Annotated in this window: 13 protein-coding genes and 1 riboswitch; of the genes, 6 read left to right on the forward strand and 7 right to left on the reverse strand. The window is 33.1% G+C overall.

Annotated elements, in window-relative coordinates:
• The first annotated feature begins 23 nt into the window (after window positions 1-23).
• The gene (locus Q4487_RS13000) at window positions 24-587 is read left to right on the forward strand and encodes an adenylosuccinate lyase (protein ID WP_303543570.1); all 564 of its coding nucleotides are present in this window, start codon (window positions 24-26) and stop codon (window positions 585-587) included.
• A 121-nt stretch (window positions 588-708) separates the two neighbouring features.
• Window positions 709-2,052, forward strand: coding sequence for an adenylosuccinate lyase (gene purB / locus Q4487_RS13005; RefSeq protein ID WP_303543568.1), 1,344 nt, complete (start codon window positions 709-711; stop codon window positions 2,050-2,052).
• Window positions 2,053-2,135: 83 nt separating this feature from the next.
• Here the strand turns inward: purB and Q4487_RS13010 are convergent, their stop codons facing one another.
• From Q4487_RS13010 to Q4487_RS13035, 6 genes are all read right to left on the reverse strand, one after another.
• A complete protein-coding gene (locus Q4487_RS13010) occupies window positions 2,136-7,802 on the reverse strand; it encodes an endonuclease (RefSeq protein ID WP_303543566.1) in 5,667 nt (1,888 codons plus the stop codon).
• A 187-nt stretch (window positions 7,803-7,989) separates the two neighbouring features.
• The gene (locus Q4487_RS13015; protein ID WP_100895499.1) at window positions 7,990-8,799 is read right to left on the reverse strand and encodes a mechanosensitive ion channel family protein; all 810 of its coding nucleotides are present in this window, start codon (window positions 8,797-8,799) and stop codon (window positions 7,990-7,992) included.
• 164 nt (window positions 8,800-8,963) lie between these two features.
• Window positions 8,964-9,509 carry a DUF4252 domain-containing protein gene (locus Q4487_RS13020; RefSeq protein ID WP_100895498.1) on the reverse strand — a complete coding sequence of 182 codons (546 nt, stop codon included), beginning with the start codon at window positions 9,507-9,509 and terminating at the stop codon, window positions 8,964-8,966.
• A 67-nt stretch (window positions 9,510-9,576) separates the two neighbouring features.
• Entirely contained in the window at window positions 9,577-10,110 is a 534-nt protein-coding gene (locus Q4487_RS13025) for a DUF4252 domain-containing protein (protein ID WP_013619732.1), read from the reverse strand.
• Window positions 10,111-10,120: 10 nt separating this feature from the next.
• Window positions 10,121-10,540, reverse strand: coding sequence for a hypothetical protein (locus Q4487_RS13030; protein WP_100895497.1), 420 nt, complete (start codon window positions 10,538-10,540; stop codon window positions 10,121-10,123).
• Window positions 10,527-11,036: an RNA polymerase sigma factor gene (locus tag Q4487_RS13035; protein WP_100895496.1), complete on the reverse strand. Its 510-nt coding sequence runs from the start codon at window positions 11,034-11,036 to the stop codon at window positions 10,527-10,529. Before Q4487_RS13035 ends, Q4487_RS13030 begins: the two co-directional genes overlap by 14 nt.
• A gap of 230 nt (window positions 11,037-11,266) precedes the next feature.
• On the opposite strand from Q4487_RS13035, the gene Q4487_RS13040 reads away from it, so the two are divergent.
• Window positions 11,267-12,811: a S41 family peptidase gene (locus tag Q4487_RS13040; RefSeq protein ID WP_303543561.1), complete on the forward strand. Its 1,545-nt coding sequence runs from the start codon at window positions 11,267-11,269 to the stop codon at window positions 12,809-12,811.
• A 79-nt stretch (window positions 12,812-12,890) separates the two neighbouring features.
• Here the strand turns inward: Q4487_RS13040 and Q4487_RS13045 are convergent, their stop codons facing one another.
• Entirely contained in the window at window positions 12,891-14,756 is a 1,866-nt protein-coding gene (locus Q4487_RS13045) for a TonB-dependent siderophore receptor (protein WP_100895494.1), read from the reverse strand.
• Between the two features lie 94 nt (window positions 14,757-14,850).
• Window positions 14,851-15,063: riboswitch (cobalamin riboswitch) on the reverse strand.
• Between the two features lie 68 nt (window positions 15,064-15,131).
• Here Q4487_RS13045 and Q4487_RS13050 point away from each other — a divergent pair.
• From Q4487_RS13050 to Q4487_RS13060, 3 genes are read left to right on the forward strand one after another with little or no spacing between them, the layout of a single operon-like run.
• On the forward strand, window positions 15,132-16,286 hold the full coding sequence (locus Q4487_RS13050) for an ABC transporter substrate-binding protein (protein WP_303543558.1): 1,155 nt from the start codon (window positions 15,132-15,134) through the stop codon (window positions 16,284-16,286).
• A gap of 1 nt (window position 16,287) precedes the next feature.
• On the forward strand, window positions 16,288-17,319 hold the full coding sequence (locus tag Q4487_RS13055; RefSeq protein ID WP_303543557.1) for an iron ABC transporter permease: 1,032 nt from the start codon (window positions 16,288-16,290) through the stop codon (window positions 17,317-17,319).
• 16 nt (window positions 17,320-17,335) lie between these two features.
• Window positions 17,336-17,962, forward strand: coding sequence for a hypothetical protein (locus Q4487_RS13060; protein WP_303543555.1), 627 nt, complete (start codon window positions 17,336-17,338; stop codon window positions 17,960-17,962).
• Window positions 17,963-18,103 lie beyond the last annotated feature (141 nt).

Here is an 18,103-nt window from a genome sequence, read left to right on the forward strand (position 1 = left end):
TAACAAGCAAAATACAATTTTTTGTGACTAAAACAGAATTATATTCGTGGTTAAAAAGTAGTGTAAATCACTCTAGAGAAAAAAGACAACAAATTTCTGGTGTTATTTTAAAAGAGCCTAGTTTGGTTACAGATTTACTTAGTATTGTTTTAAACGTAAACGATCCTATTTCTTGTAAAGCTGCCTGGGTATTAGAGTTTGCTTTTAAAGAGAATAATAGTATTATTTTTCCGGTAATTACTACATTTTTAAACGGATTAAAATCTTTAAAATTAGAATCTAGTATTAGACCTTGTGCTAAAATTTGTGAAATTTTGATGTTACAATATTTCTCAAAAAAAGAAAACTCCATTCAACAAACACTCAAAACTAAACATCTAGAACTAATTACTTCTGCTTGTTTTGACTGGTTAATTGGCGACCACAAAGTTGCTACACAAGCCTACTCAATGACAAGCCTATTTCTACTAGGAAAAAAGTATGCCTGGATACACCCAGATTTATGTAGTGTATTAGAAAAAAATTACAATACAGGAACTGCAGCATACAAAGCTAGAGCCCGTTTAACGTTGGCAAAAATTAAATAATCTCTTTTTTAGTTTGATGTTATTTTGGTTTTAAAACTGATACATAAAACAGCTTAACTAATAGGCATATAAGTCAACTTTTAACTACCTTTGCAGCTTTTAAAAATCAATACAAAAACAGATGTCTTTAAACCAATTAAATGCTATTTCTCCTATAGACGGAAGATACAGAAACAAAGTTGATGCTCTAGGTCCTTTTTTCTCTGAAGAAGCATTGATAAAATACAGAGTTAGAGTAGAAATTGAATATTTTATTGCTTTATGCGAAATTCCGTTACCGCAATTAGAATCTTTTGATACTGCTTTGTTTGAAAACTTACGTTCTATTTACAAAAACTTTTCTACTGAAGATGCACAAGCTATTAAAGAAATAGAAAAGGTTACCAACCATGATGTAAAGGCTGTTGAGTACTTTATTAAAAAAGAATTTGACAAGTTAGGTTTAGAAGAATACAAAGAGTTTATACACTTTGGTTTAACATCGCAAGACATTAACAACACTGCTATACCGCTTTCTATAAAAGAGGCAATGAACGAGGTTTACGTTCCTATGTATTTTGATGTTGTAGAAAAATTAGAAGAATTAGTTACAGAATGGGCAGAGGTTTCTATGCTTGCAAGAACCCACGGACAGCCAGCTTCTCCAACTCGTTTAGGAAAAGAAATAGAGGTTTTTGTGGTTCGTTTAAAAGAACAATTTAATTTATTAAATGATGTACCAAGTGCGGCTAAATTTGGTGGTGCTACTGGTAATTTTAATGCACATAAAGTTGCCTACCCTAATATTGATTGGAGAGCATTTGGACAACAGTTTGTACAAGAAAAGTTAGACTTACAACACTCTTTCCCAACTACACAAATAGAGCATTATGACCATATGGCGGCTTTGTTTGATACGCTTAAGCGTATAAATACTATTATTATAGATTTAGACAGAGATTTTTGGACATACGTGTCTATGAATTACTTTAAACAAAAAATTAAAGCTGGTGAAGTTGGTTCTTCTGCTATGCCACACAAAGTTAACCCTATAGATTTTGAAAACTCTGAAGGAAACTTAGGTATAGCTAACGCAATTTTTGAGCACTTATCTGCCAAATTACCTATCTCTAGATTACAAAGAGATTTAACAGACAGCACTGTACTTAGAAACGCTGGTGTACCTTTTGCACACACTATAATTGCTTTTGGTTCTACTCTAAAAGGATTAAATAAATTATTGTTAAATAAAGAAAAGTTTGAGCAAGATTTAGAAAACAATTGGGCTGTTGTTGCAGAGGCTATACAAACTATTTTACGTCGTGAGGCTTACCCTAACCCTTATGAAGCATTAAAAGGTTTAACTAGGACAAATGAAAAAATTAATCAGAAATCTATAGCTAACTTTATAGATACTTTAGAAGTTTCTGATGCTATTAAAACTGAATTAAAAGCTATTACACCAAGTAACTATACTGGTATTTAATAGCCGTTTATTTAATAACTTATATGAAGCAAAAACCCATCAATATTTAAATTGATGGGTTTTTATATTTCTTAACTATTTGCTTAACGCTTAATAAGCAACCTTGCTTTTTGCGTTATACCATTTACTCTTACTTTTAAAAAGTATTTTCCGCGTCTTAAATAACTTAAGTTGTACGTTAAGTTAGATTTGCCTGCTCTAAGCTTTTCTTGTGAACTAAAGACTTTTCTACCATAAAAGTTATAGATAACAAAGTCTGCTCTAGTTTCTATATTACTATTTAATTGAATATTTAAATAGTTTCTGAAGGGATTTGGATACAATCTTAAATTTGTAATAGATACCTGCTCTACTGCATCACAAGCACCTAGTGTTGCTCCGTAATACTTTATAAAAACTGCTGCTGCCCATTTAGACATACAGTACGATTTTCCTCTGTAGCAAACCTCAACTCCTGGCCTGTACGCATTACCACACCTTACATCTTCTACTTCTACTGTAACATCTGCAGTAACAGAACATCCATTAGCATCTGTAACAGTTACAATATATGTTGTTGTAGCCTCAGGACACGCTTTTATGTCTTGTGTAGTTTCTCCGTTACTCCATTCGTAACTATAAGGAGCTACACCACCTTCAATATTACTAACACTTAGTGTAGTACAAGAGTCAAAACCTAAGTAAACTTTAGTGTCGTCAGAAACAGAAACCGTTATTGCCTCTGGTGCTGTAATACTAAATTCTTCAGTAACCTCATTTCCTAAAGCATCTGTAACAATTACACTGTGCGTACCAGCTTCTAAGTTTGTTGCTACTTCAGTAGTGTCACCATTACTCCAGTCATATGAATATGGTTTTGCACCACCTTCTACAACTACTGTAGCAGTACCATCTGTAGCAGAACCACAAGTAACATTTGTTGTAGATATACTTACTAGTTCTAGGCCCTTTAACTGAAAACGCGCAGATACCGGAAAGTGATCTGATACTGTGTTTGGGTAATCACTATCATAAAACTCATAATGTACACGTACAGATTCTGCTATATAGTTGTCATTTAACTCGTTTGTAATAGTAATATGATCTATCATATTTTCTCTAAAAACATACGATCTAAAATCCTGATTACTTAATGTTTTTGAAACTATATTATAATTAACCTCATCTGTTGCATAAGCATTAAAACTAGATGTTGTAGTTGTTGTAATATCTGCAACTGTTGTATCTACATCATCATTATAATCACCTAATAGAATAAGTTTTTTATCTGCATATTGTACATCTAAAGTATCTTTTAATACCTCAACATCATACTTACGCATATCATATCTACCTTGTGCATCTGTACCACTGTTAGCTCTTGCGTGCAATGCTACCACATTTATTTGCTCTGTAGTACCATTAATAGTAACATCTGCCGTCATTAAAAATGGTAAACGTCCACTAGCATAAAAACGGTCTGTTGTACTTGGATAATTTACCAAAGCAGAATCATCTCCACCATTGTATAATGGATGAATAGTTTGTAACAATACTTTTGTGTCTACTACATTTACAGTTGACGTATTGTAAATAAATCCTAATTTTTGACTAACACCTGAATCGTTAGGTCTAGAAACTGCCGGTGAAAGTACATAGTCGTAACCAGGGAGTTCACTTACCATTTGAGCAAATAAAACCTCATCTGCAATTTCTTCTACAGCATAAATATCTGCGTTTAATTTTTTAATTATAGACTTTGTACTGTCTTTCTGTATTGCATCAGACATTGGGTTGCCAGCTGCTGGCGAGTTTGCTTCATCTCCAAACCACTCTATATTCCAAGCCACAACATCTAATGTTTTGTCTTTTCCTATTTGCACAGGAATTGTTGGTGGCACATATTCTCCTGCACAAGGCATATCTTCTGCAGATCTTGGTAGTAACTGGTAATTTTCATAAAAACGACCAACTACACCTGTTATTTCTGTACATATATTAGGCTGACCTAAACCAACTATAGCTTCTACATCGTTATCTATTCTTAAAGATCCGTTACCAGATGCATCTGTTATAGTGTAGTTAGAATTTCCGAACAATATATCTCCTGGCTTAGGAAAAGTAGGATTAATAACTTTTACTAATTCTGCTGGATGATTAGCCAACTCTGCCAAAGTAATAGTTACTGGCTCTATTGTATTTGTAGGTATACCATTATTTTCTACATTGGTAACTGTTGCTATTTGTAATTGATCATTAAAAGCAGATCTTTTACCTGTTACAGTAATAGAATCACCTACCGTAAAAACACCATCTCCGTGTACCAACTCATCAAAAATAGCAATTGCTCCTGTTGTATCTTGTATATAAGCAGAACCAGCAAAAGCATCTGCAACGGTTAATACTCCTGTTACAGTAACAACTTCACCATCTGCAACATTCCTTGCATCTGCAATACTAATAACTGCTGGTGGTGGAATAACAGCTCCGTTTTCTGTACCTGGAGACGGTATAGCTTGTGTATACGTTGTTGTGTTTCTTGCTCCGCCTTGTCCGTTTGGGAAACGTTGTGATGAATGTCCGTCTTTATTTCCTAATTCATCTTCGTTAATTTGAGCTTCACCTGGGTTTAAAAGAACTAATAATTCTGTAGCATCATTATCGTTAGTATCATACACCAAAGCATCTATTAAACCATTTGTGGTTACAGTCGCATTACTAAAGTCTGATGCATTACCTGCATATAAAGCAACTGCATCTGCACCATTTTGCAAACCATTACTAGGTATAACTAAGCTTACATTTGGCACATCTACATTACCCATTACAAAATAACCTTCTGCATTAGTTGCGTATCCATCTAAATCATAAGCCGCATAACTCTGGTTGTTAGAACCGTTGTAGTGTACTAAAACAAAACCATCTAAAGCTGTATTACCCTTACCACCGTCAAACAACTCTACAAACTCTTGTGTATCTGTACCTGCGGTATCTGCATCTACCTCATTAATAACTAAGGTAATTGGCTCAGTAGCATTTGTGTTAGATGTTCCTGGTGTTGGTAAAGCCTGTACATAAGTAGCAGTGCTTAATGCAACTCCAGAACCATTAGTGTAACGTTGTAAAGAATGTGCATCTTTATCACCAGAGCCATCTTCATTTATTTGTGCCTCACCTGCGTTTAACAATACCAACAACTCATCATCATCACTATCGTTAGTATCATACACTAAAGCATCTAAAAGGTTTGTTGTACTTATTTCTGAATTGTTTGGAAAATCTGTAGCATCACCAGTATATAAAGCAACAGCATCTGCACCGTTTTGTAATCCGTTACTTGGTATTACAATATTTACATTTGGTACATCTGCGTTACCAACTACAAAATATCCGTTTGCATTAGTTGTGTATCCGTCTAAATCATAAGCTGCGTAACTCTGGTTGTTAGAGCCATTATAAAAAACCAACACTTTACCATCTAAAGCAGTATTTCCTGCTCCACCATCAAACAGTTCTACAAACTCTTGCGTATCTGTACCTGCTGTATCTGCATCTAACTCATTTATTAATATTGATGCTTCTGCTGGTGGTACAACTACAACCTCTCCGTTTGCAGCTCCTGGTGTTGGTGCTTCTTGTGCAAAAGTAGAAGTGTTTTGTGCTCCTCCTGCTCCGTTTAATATACGTTGAGAAGAATGATTGTCTTTATCTCCTGCTCCGCCCTCATTTACCTGAGCTTCACCAGCGTTTAACAACACTAACAACTCTGCATCGTCACTATCGTTAGTATCATACACAACAGCATCAACTATATTATCTGTTGAGATTTCAGATCCGTTTGAAAAATCTGAAGCATCACCAGTATATATTACAACTGCATCTGCACCATTTTGTAATCCGTTACTTGGCATAACTAAACTTACGTTTGGCACATCTACATTACCTATTACAAAATAACCATTAGCGTCTGTAGCGTATCCATCCAAATCATAAGCTGCATAGCTTAAGTTGTTAGAGCCATTATAAAGAACCATAACAAGGCCATCTAAAGAAGTATTTCCTGTTCCACCATCAAACAACTCTACAAATTCTTGTGTATCTGTACCTGGTGTGTCTGCATCTATTTCATTTATTAAGATTGATGGAGTTACTGGTGTAGAAGAAGTTCCTTCCAAACGAACATCATCAAAACCTGCATAATCACTTCCTCCGTTTTGTTTTACAAATAACTGCAAACTTACTGAAGAAACCGTATTAGGAACTAAAGCTGTAATTTGCTCCCAACCTGTAGTGCTATACGGACTACCAACTGTTACAACTTGTACCCCTTGAGATGTACCATCGTGAAAAATTTCATAGCTAATTGTATCGCCATTAGTAACATCATAACCAACAACATTTACTGCAAATGATAAACTCACGTCTGTAAAAGCAGAAACATCTACAGCATCAAAAGTTAATGTACCGCCATCTGCTGTACCACAATTACCTTCTAAATCTCTAATTCCAAAAAAATTAGCACCTGTACTTGGTGTGCTTATTGATCCTACACTTGTAACCACATCCCAAACATCACTACCACCATCATTGCAATTATTTGGTGATGCTGTATAGTTCCAGTTATCTGTAGCAGTGCTCTCATATCCTTGAAAAACAATATAATCTCCTGTTGGTGGTGTAACTACTGTACCCTCTAAAGTTGTAACAGAAGCCGTATTACTATTTACAGATGTGTTGCCTGCTGCGTCTATTGCTTTTACTGCAAACGCATAAGAGGTGTTAGCTACTAAGTTTGTTACTTGGTATGATGTACCGCTAACAACACCTGCTAAAGTAGTTCCATTAAAAATTTGATACGCTGTAACACCTACATTATCTGTAGCAGCATCCCAACTTAATAGTGTCTCTGTTTCTGTTGTATTTGCTGCAACCAAATTTAAAGGTGCAGTTGGAGCTTCTGTATCTGAACTTGTATTGTTAAATCTGTTTTCTGCTTGTGGTCCTCCCCAAATAGCAGTTGCAAAAGCAGGATTATCTATAAAAGGGTTTCTATTTCCTTGTATACCTTCTAACAATACATTTCTGTTAATTTCAACTTGAGAAACCGGATCTTGTGCATTCCACTCTAAAAAAATATCTGGAACATCTGCACTATACGTAGTTGCACCTGTACCTACTGCTGTTGGTAAACATTGGTTGCCGTAACGTATGTACATATACAATATCATTCTAGCAACATCACCTTTCCACTCATCTCCTGGATACCAATTGTTACCGCTCATTAAACCTGCATTACCACTACCAGCACCAAATGGATGGTTATTACGTAATGAATTAAACTGCACGTCTGATGATCTTAAATGGTGAGCATCTGATCCCGGACCCGACGTTCCTAGATTAGGATTTCCTAATGACTTTGGAAAAACGTGTTCTCTGTTCCAATCGCCAACACCACCACCATTTCTGTTTTTACTTCTAGTACGGTCTGTAGTTGTGTTACCATCTGCATAATTATAACCATAAACTAACAATACATTATTAGAGTTTGCCGGATCTAAGTCTGTTTGTTTTAAAGCTTCCCACACGCCTGGTGTGTAACTTAGTACAGTATTTTGTGTTGTTGTAACTAAGTTTGATAAGTCGGTTTTTAAGTTACCACCTGTTTGGGTAACATCTGTTCCGTTGTAATAGGCTGGCACTTGACAGTAGCCTAAGGCTGTCAAAAGTAGCATTCCAATGGAAACGAATACTTTAAGGTAATTTTTCATCATTTTTTATATAGGTTTATTCCCCATAAAACTACTACTAAATAAAACCAAAAAAAGTGCTCTAATATTAACTTATTATTAACGATTACTATTAATTGTTGATAACATTATCTACTGTTTTTGTTCTTTTAAATTTGAACAAAAAAAAGACTGCATATAGCGGTCTTTATATATTAAAAAACAAATTGTCTTATTTGTTAATTTGTACTTCGTGTGGGTAAGGAATTTCAATTTTAGCATTATCTAACGCTATTTTAGAGCCTTCAATAGTTGCAAAATATACATCCCAGTAATCCTCTGGCTTACAAAAAGGACGCACTGCTAGGTTTACAGAGCTATCTGCTAATTCCTCTACATTTACAGATGGTGCTGGGTCTTTTAATACTTTAGGGTTAGCTTGTAACATTTCTAAAAGCACTTGTTTTGCTTTTTTCATATCTTCACCGTAACCAATACCAACAGTAGTATCTACTCTCATTTTACCTTCTGCAGTATAATTAATAATGTTACCGTTAGCCATTGCACCATTTGGTACTATTGCTAATTTGTTTTGTGGTGTAATTAATTTAGTTGTAAAAATTTCAATCTCTTTTACAGAACCTAATACACCTTGCGCCTCTACTAAGTCTCCAATTTTGTAAGGCTTAAAAATCATAATTAAAACGCCTCCTGCAAAATTACCTAAAGAGCCTTGTAATGCTAAACCAATAGCTAAACCTGCTGCTGCAATAACGGCTGCTAAACTTGTAGTCTCTACTCCTAGTGTAGAAATAACTGTAATGATTAAAAAGATTTTTAATCCCCAGCTTACTAGGTTTAGTAAAAACTTTTGCAAAGATTCATCGTAATTGCCTTTAGACATTACTTTTCTAACTACACCTACTAGTTTCTTAATAAGCCACGAACCAACAAGATAAATAATTATAGCCATAATAATTTTTGGGCCATAATCCATTACTTTCTCGATTGCTAAATTCATCCATTTTTCTGGATTCTCCATAATTGTTAATGTTTAAATAGTTAATGTTGGGTACAAGATATAAAATGTATCTAACATAAAAATAAATCTAGATTAACAATTACTAACATAAATGCTTTTTTTAATAAAAAACCCTGCTTAACAATGTTAAACAGGGTTTGTAACAAAATAAAAAGGTATTAATATTAACTTTTAAGCAACTTACCTAGGTCTTTAAATGCTCCTTCATCTACATTAGACTTTTCCATAGCACTAATAAATTTACCTAAATAAGCAGGATTCATATTATCACCTACTACACGTATTAAGGCAAAACCTTTATCGTCTTTATACCCATAAACAATTACCTCGTCTATAGCATCTTCTTCTCCTGTAAACTTAACTACACCTTTTGCCATTTTAGAGTTAATTTTCATTAACTGAGTGTATTTTTTATTAGATAAAATTGAGTTTACTTTTGTTTTCTCTACTTTATATGACGCTACATTATCTGTAGTTTTATTAAATGCTAAAACATTTACTTTTTTAATAGACTCTACTGCTTTTTTCTCTTCTGGAGATAAATCTGCCGATGCGATATTTAATATACTTGTAGGAATATCAAAAGAAATAAAGTTTTCGTTTTCATTACTATCTACATAATATTCTTGTAAACTTTGACTAGAAGAACAAGAGCCTAATGTAACCAACAAGGTTAATGCTGCTGCTATATATTTTATACTATTTTTCATATTGATTGTTATTTAGTTGTGTAAATCATCAAGGCTATTTTTTTAGCCTTGATGATTGTAAATGTTATTACTTTTTAACTTCGTTTAATTGTTCTGGTAAGCCCATTTTACTTGTTAATGAACCTATTTTATTTAAATCTATATCTCCAGTAATAGATACTAGAACGGTTTCTATTTTACGATTATCTATTTTAGCACCTTTTACATCACTTACAAACATTAAAAGTTCGCTTACGTGATCTTCATCTTTACCACTTTTAATATAAAACTTAATATTAGCGTCTTTATCTTTTACACGCATTAGCTCCTCTAAAGATGCTGTTTTTAAGTAAGATTTCATTGTGGTAAGCATATCTGCTCCAATAGCTTTATCTTCTGTAATAAAAACTTTTAAGCTACTTATACTTTTTCCTATATCAATAAAGTCTTGGGTATCTTTATCATCTACGTCTACATCTATCTTTGTTAATAGATTAAACATACTTTTATTTACAATAACAGATGATACGTTATCTAAATCCTCGAACTTGTCAAAAATTGACTGTGAAAACCCTGTAAATGGTAGTGCAGTTAGTACTGCTATAATTAATAATTTTTTCATAATTTAATTTTTAATTTGTTTTGTAAATCTTGTTTGTTGCTTCTTCAAATTTGTTAAGGTAAACCAGTTTTTCGGTGCCTTTGTTTAAGTTTTGAGCTATAAGGCTAAATGCTTTTTCAGTTTCTTGTAAAACGTATTCAGCTTCTTTTTGCTCACGGTAATCATTACCAAAATATATGCCTAATGCTAAAACTGCTACTGCTGCTACGGATAACCATTTATAATTTCTTTTTCTAGGTTTTAATGGTACCTGCTTGGTAAAAGTTTCTTCTTTGGCGTTAGAAAAATAAGTAAACATTGCTGTGTACTCTTGTAAATGCGGAGCAACATCACCCTTTAAAAAATAGGCTTTAATTGCTTCTTCCTCGGCAACCGTTGTGGTAGCCTCAAAATACTTTTCTAATAATTTTTCAATATTATGCAATTCCATAATTATGTTTTTCCATTAATTTTTGTCTCACTGTTTTTCTTGCTCTTGACAATGCAACTCTAACTGCTGCTGGTGTCATTTCTAGTAATTTTCCAATTTCGTCAAAACTGTACTGCTCTACATCTCTTAACTGCAGTGCCATTTTTTGCTGCTCTGGCAAACTCTCCATTATTTTTTCTACCCAATTAACACTGTCTTGCGCTTCTACTTGGCGTTGTAAAGAAGAATTACTATCTGTATAATTACTATGTACCAACTTTAAATTACTTGCTTGTTTAGACTTTAAACGGTCTAGACAAAAGTTTTTTGTCATTGTCATAGCAAAGGCCTCTACATTAGAATACTCTTTCATTCGGTCGTTTTTAGACCATAATTTTAATAGTATTTCTTGGGTGGCATCTTCTGCTTCCTCTGTAGAAACAAGCAATCTCTTAGCTAACCTAAAGAGCTTATCTTTAAAAGGTAATACTACATTTAGAAATTCTGATTGTTTCATTTTTTAGTTTGGTTGTTGTTACAAACACTATTACTAGGTTTATATAAGCAAGACGACATAGAATGATTTTTGTTACAAAAAAATTTTTTTTTGTAAAAGATGTCAGTAATTTACAGCATTGTAAACCGACACACTATATATAACGTATGTAACATATACTTAATATATGTGTAAAATTATGGAACAATAGTTGCGACTAGCTATGTTCTTACACTAAATAAATAACTATTATGAAAAAAACAGTAATTCTATTATCTGGGTTGTTTTTATTTTTAGCATCCTGTGATAAAAATGATGATGACGGAGGAGAAACACCAAAAGCAATAACTTTAAATAATGAAATAAACGAGTTTATCTGGAAAGGATTAAACCACTGGTACTATTGGCAACCAGATGTTACTGCTTTAGCAGACACTAAAGATGACGACCAAGATGCCTTTTACTCTTATTTAAATAACTACAGCACTCCTGAAGATTTATTTAAGGCTTTAAAATACGATGAAAAAGATGATTTCTCTTGGTATATTGATGATGTTGCAGAGCAATTAGCTAGTTTTAATGGTATTAGTACTACTTACGGTATTACTAGGGGGCCTTTAGTAAGAGTTGGTACAACTAATAAAGTAGTACAAGTTATTGGATCTGTTGCGGCTGGTTCACCTGCTGAGGCTGCAGGATTAAAGAGAGGAGATATCATTTCTACATTTGATGGTGGAGATTTAACTATTAATGAAGAAGGCAAATTAACAAGTCAATCTATTACTAATGTAAATAAACTGTACACTCAAGAAAGTGTAACTTTAGGTTTAGCTACTGTTTCTGAGACTGACGTAATAACACCAACTGAAGAAAAATCAATTACATCTGCAACCTTATCTATAAACCCTGTACACCATACTAGTGTTATTGAAGAAGGCGGACGCAAAATTGGGTATATTGTTTATGAAGGATTTAAAGGATCTTACAACGGAGAATTAAACGATGCTTTTGGAGAATTAAAAGCTGCTGGCGTTAATGAACTTATTTTAGATTTTAGATACAATGGTGGTGGTTCTGTATTGACATCTGCACTATTAGCTAGTATGATTTACGGTGAGGCTACTGCGGAAACAAATACTGTTAATGGTGAAATTTTTGCAGAGTTAAAGTACAATGCAAAAAGAGATGCAGCCAATAGTAGCACGTATCCATTTTTTGAAGATGTTTTTTTATATGATAAAACTACTGGCGCATACACAGGGGCAACAGATATGAATAGGTTAACTGGTATTACAAGACTTTATGTTTTAGGTACAGAAAAAACAGCTTCTGCTAGTGAAATGATTATAAACGGCCTTAGGCCTTATATACCAGTTACAGTTATTGGCGAAAAAACAAAGGGTAAAAATGAAGGCTCTATTACAGTTGTAGATGCTCCTGGCAACTCTAACACAGAACCGTACACAGATACAAATAACAGAAGTAGTAAGCATACTATTGGAATGCAACCAATTGTTTTTCAAATTTTTAACAAAGAAGGAAATAATGATTATGGAGATGGTTTTGTACCTGATGTAGAAATTAAAGAATACCAATATTACAAAAACATAAAACCTTTTGGTGATACCACAGAAGCTTTACTACGTGCTGCTTTAGATGATATGCTTGGTACAGCTGGTAAATTTGATTTACAAAAAGATACAAACGCTGCTAAAGTTACAAAAGGTGTTACATACCCTAAGTTTAGTTCAGAAATGTATATAATGCCAAATGATATTAAGCCTACTAGTAAATAGTTTAGCTTCAATAACTCGGTATTAAAAACAAAAAGGCTCACTAAATAGTGAGCCTTTTTTATATTGTATTACATCTAATTTATAAAGTAAGGTTTAACCCTAACCTTACGTTAGCTCCTTTTGTTGTAAAACCTAATATTTCTGTATACTCTTCATTTAACAAGTTACTTGCATTAGCAAATACAGTTAATTTGTTATTTATAAGTGTATGCGAGATGTATAAATCTAAAAGCGTGTAAGCGTGTAGGTTTACATTTGTAGCTGGGAAAGTTGCAAAATCAGAATCTGATCTATTACCTACCATTGTGTAATTTAAAGATGCGTTTGTACGGTCTGAAAAATTGTAGTTTGCAAAAGCATTTACTTTATGTTTTGGTAAACGTATACCTGCATCACCTTCTCTTTCTGTAAATGTATAATTTGCTCCAATATTTAAAGCGTTAACTGGTGTATAATCTAACTCTACTTCTACCCCTTTTGCTTCAATTGTATTTTCTGCATTGTCATAACCTGTTGCTCCGTAAAAAACAAAATTTTCTTCCTTTCTATTAAAATATAAAGCACTAACTCTTAATTTGTCATTTACTGCATATTCTAAACCACCCTCAATTGTACGGTCTTCTTCTGGATCTAAATCTGGATTAGCTCCAAAGTTACCAAATAACTGGTTTAAGCTTGGTGTAATGTAAGATGTTGCATAAGAACCCATCAGTTTAACATAACCATTTGTGTTTTTAATGACATAAGATGGGTTAACGTTGTAAACAAAATTAGAACCATACTCAGAATGGTTATTTAAACGAGCACCAACATTTAAGTTTAATCCAAAATCTGATACATATACAACATTAGCGTATGGATCTACAATAGAAAAATCTTGTACTTCTGCATATTCAGTTTCATCATTAATATAATTTAATCCTAAAACAGTATAAAAAGCATCATTAAAATTGTACTTGTTGTATACGTCTACTACTATGTTTTTGCCTTCATAAGCACTAGGAAAAGCAGATTTGTTTTCTGAGCTGTACTCACTGTAAGCACCATTAACAACAACAGAACCTTTATTATATTTATAAGTTGATGATAAGCCTGCTCTTTTTTGATCACTAACAAAAGAATAAGGAGCATCTAACATTCCAAAAGACTCATCATACTCACCACTATTTTTTGTTTGGTTACCATAAACATTCACAGAAAATTTATCAGAAAAAGCATATCCTAAATTTACATCTGTGCTGTAGTTAGAGAAATCATCTTTTTCATTCTCTGGAGTAACTATAGCAGATAACCCATCAGAATATCTATTAGAAAAACCAACTTTATATGTAAACTTATCTAAAGTACCACTTATACGCGCACTATTGGCAAAATCATTAACATCAAAATTTTGATCTACTGCTGTTTGGTTTGTACCAACACTTGCCTGAAAATTACCAGAAATAGCATCTTTAGCTGCTTTTTTAGTAGTAATATTAATTACTGCGGTTGCTGCATTTGTACCGTAAAGTGTACTTGCCGCTCCTTTAATAATTTCTATAGACTCTATATTTGCTGCGGTAAGTAATCTTAAATCGTACTCTTGCCCTACTGAAGATGGGTCTGACACCCTAACACCATCTACAATAACCAATACTTGTCTTCCTCTACCACCACGCGCAAATACACCTAAAACAGTACCTTGCCTACTTGTACTACCTGCAATAGAAAATCCACTTTTTGCGTTTATAATTTCTGCTACCGTTTTACCTTGATTTCTTTTTAACTCTTCCGCTGTAATTTTAATAACTGTTTTACCAGAGTTTTCTCTTTTCAATTCAAAACGAGAATCACTTACTACAACTTCATCTAATTTTTGAACCTTTTGTTCTTCTTGTTCCTGTTGTGCCACAACAGTTGCACTAGCCAATACAGCCGCACATAAACCAATAATTTTTTTGTTCATTTTTGTGTTTCATTAATAAAAACGGGAGTAGAAATTATATTAATTTCTGCGTATGTCTGTACCCATACGTAAACTTTTATCCCGAAAGTTTAACATTAGTTGTTTTGAATATGGCAGGTCTCCTGACTTGCGTCTTTTTGCTCTCCTTCCCATCTTAATAAAATACAAGACAGTGGATCTGTAGTTACAAAAAGCATTTACCCTTGGTAAACTAAGCTTACAGTTGCGGGAACAGTTTTGGATTTGCACCAAATTCCCTTTTAATCTTACTACGCTATATAGTAGAACCAAAATTCGGCGCAAAAGTAATCCTTTTTACTCAATTTTTTTATTCAAATTTAAATTACACTACTTTTGGACTTTAATTCGCTATCGATGAAAATTTTAAAAATTGCCCTTTTTAGTTGTTTTTTAATACTTGCTTCTTGCAAAGAAAAAACACAACAACCATTACCTACAACTACAGCAAAACCAACTAAAGCAGACCTTAGTTACGCAAAAGGTTTTAGCATAGAAAAGCAGGCAAATGGTGTTACTATTTTAAAAATTACCTCTCCTTGGCCAAAAGCAGAATCTGCTTTTACATATGCCTTAATTCCTAAAGATAAAGCAGCCACAATTACCTTGAATAAAGATGATTATGACGCTATTGTAACTGTTCCTGTACAGAAGCTAGTTGTAACATCTACAACACACATACCGGCATTAGAGTCTCTTGGTGTTTTAGATAAATTAGTTGGTTTTCCTAACACAGACTACATCTCTTCTACTACTGCCAGAACATTAATTAAAGAGGGAGAAATTGAAGAATTAGGCGTTAATCAATCTTTAAACACAGAAATGGTTATTGCATTAAATCCAGATGTTGTTGTTGGTTTTGGCATAGATAACAACAATAAAACATACAGTACTTTGCAACGCTCTAATATTCCTGTTGTTTTTAATGGCGATTGGACAGAGGAAACTCCGCTTGGCAAAGCAGAATGGATTAAGTTTTTTGCTCCGTTTTTTAATGCAGAGGCTAAAGCCGATTCAATTTTTAAAACTATTGAAACCAACTATAATGATGCCAAAGCATTAGCAAAAAAGGCAACTAACAGACCAAGTGTTTTAACTGGTGGCTTGTATAAAGATTTATGGCACGTGGCTGGCGGAAAAAGCTGGATGGCTCAGTTTTTAAAAGATGCAAACGCTAATTATTTGTGGAGTGATTTGCAAGAAACTGGTGGTGTTGGTTTAAGTATAGAAAGTGTTTTTGATAAAGCTGGCAAAGCCGATTTTTGGATATCACCATCTAGCAACTCTAGTTATAAAGAAGTTGCAGAATCTAGTGCGCATTATACTCAGTTTGATGCGTATAAGAATAAAAAAATATATACTATTACTTTAGTTAAAGGAGAAACTGGCGGTGTCTTGTTTTTTGAGCTTGCTCCTAACAGGCCAGACTTGGTTTTAAAAGACCTAATTTCTATTTTTCATCCAGACGTTTTACCAGACTATAAGACTACATTTTTTAAACCTCTACAATAACGTGTTGCATCAAAAAAAATACACATTAGCATTTATACTATTACTTGTTTTACTTGTAATATGTTTTTGCATTAGCATTAGTTTTGGGTCTGTTACCATACCTTTTACAGATACTATGAGTGCTATTTTTGGAGGCGATTTGCAAAAAGAATCTTGGGGCTATATTATTAGGAACTACAGAATACCAAAAGCAATAACCGCCATATTAACTGGTAGTGGCCTGGCATTAAGTGGTTTGTTAATGCAAACATTGTTTAGAAATCCGCTTGCAGGACCTTTTGTTTTGGGTATTAGTTCTGGTGCTAGTTTAGGTGCTGCTATTTTAATTATGGGAGCTTCCCTACTTTCTGGTGTTTTTACATTTGGCGTTGTAAGTAATGTAACTTTAGCTATAGCGTCTAGCACAGGCAGTTTTTTTGTTTTATTAGCGGTAATGATTGTTGCCGCTAAGGTAAAAGACACTATGGCACTTTTAATTATTGGTTTAATGTTTGGTAGCATTACCGCTGCAATTGTTAGTGTGTTGTCATATTTTACAGATGCAGAACAATTACAACAGTATATTTATTGGTCTTTTGGTAGCCTTGGTAATTTATCTTGGTCACAATTAGGTTTGCTAGGAGCTATAGTTGGTACAGGAATCATTATAAGTATTTTTACCATAAAATCTTTAAATGCTTTTTTATTGGGCGAAAACTATGCGCGTAGTCTAGGAGTACATATTAAAAAACAACGTTTTTTAATTATTGTAGCAACAGGTTTATTAGCTGGTGGTATTACTGCTTTTGCGGGTCCTATTGCTTTTATAGGTTTGGCTGTACCACATTTAACCAGACAAGTATTTAATACTACAAATCATAAAACACTAATACCAGCAGTACTACTTTACGGAGCCATTTTAATGCTCCTGTGCGATACTATTGCGCAATTACCATCTAGCGCTTATGTATTACCTATAAACGCTATTACATCTATTGTTGGTGCGCCTGTAGTAATTTGGTTGTTAATACGTAAAAAGAAAATGGTATTTTAGCAAAAATTCAAAAACTATGTTTAAATTTTGGAAGCAAGAAAATGCTAAATACAATAAACTTATTTTAATAAAAGACAGTTGTATATTTATTGGTAATCCAAATGATAAAGATATATCTAAGTTAAATTCTGAAACTACTGATTTTTCATTTTTAAAAGCGATTTTTAGTATCCCTTATTCATATATTAAAAAAATTGAAACACAAGAAGGTAAAAACAAAATTTCAATTTATTATGGAAAAGAATCCGAAGAAGAAATAGTTATTAAAGACGAAAAAATAAAAAAAGAGGTATTTAGCTATTTAAAAAGTGATATTCATAATGCCGAATATAAAAGTAAAAAACCAAATGTATTCATATACGCTAAATCACAAATGTTTGCAGTTTTGATTGTAAGTTTAATTTTTGGATATTCTTTTTACTCTGCTCATATTATTGAAAATCAACTTTCAGATTACATATACGTTCCTAATATTATTTTATTACCAATAATTGATATGGGAACCACAAAAATAGCAATTGTATTTGCAGCTTTAATTACAGTTTGCTTATTTGCTTTAGTACATAAACTAAAGTCCATCTCTAAAATTGAATCTATTATTCCATTTAAAAGTTTCAATAATTATATTGAAAAGAATATTTAATTTTTAACTGAAAAATTATTTTCCTCCATAACTTTAATCTAGTCTATTATTTAAAATAAAAAACATCAAAAAAGAACAACAACATATAGCCCTAAAAGTAACAAGCCTAAGCATAGGTTACAGCTCTAAGAAACAACAAAA

The sequence above is a fragment of the Cellulophaga sp. 3_MG-2023 genome (genome assembly GCF_030546975.1).
Taxonomy (GTDB): domain Bacteria; phylum Bacteroidota; class Bacteroidia; order Flavobacteriales; family Flavobacteriaceae; genus Cellulophaga.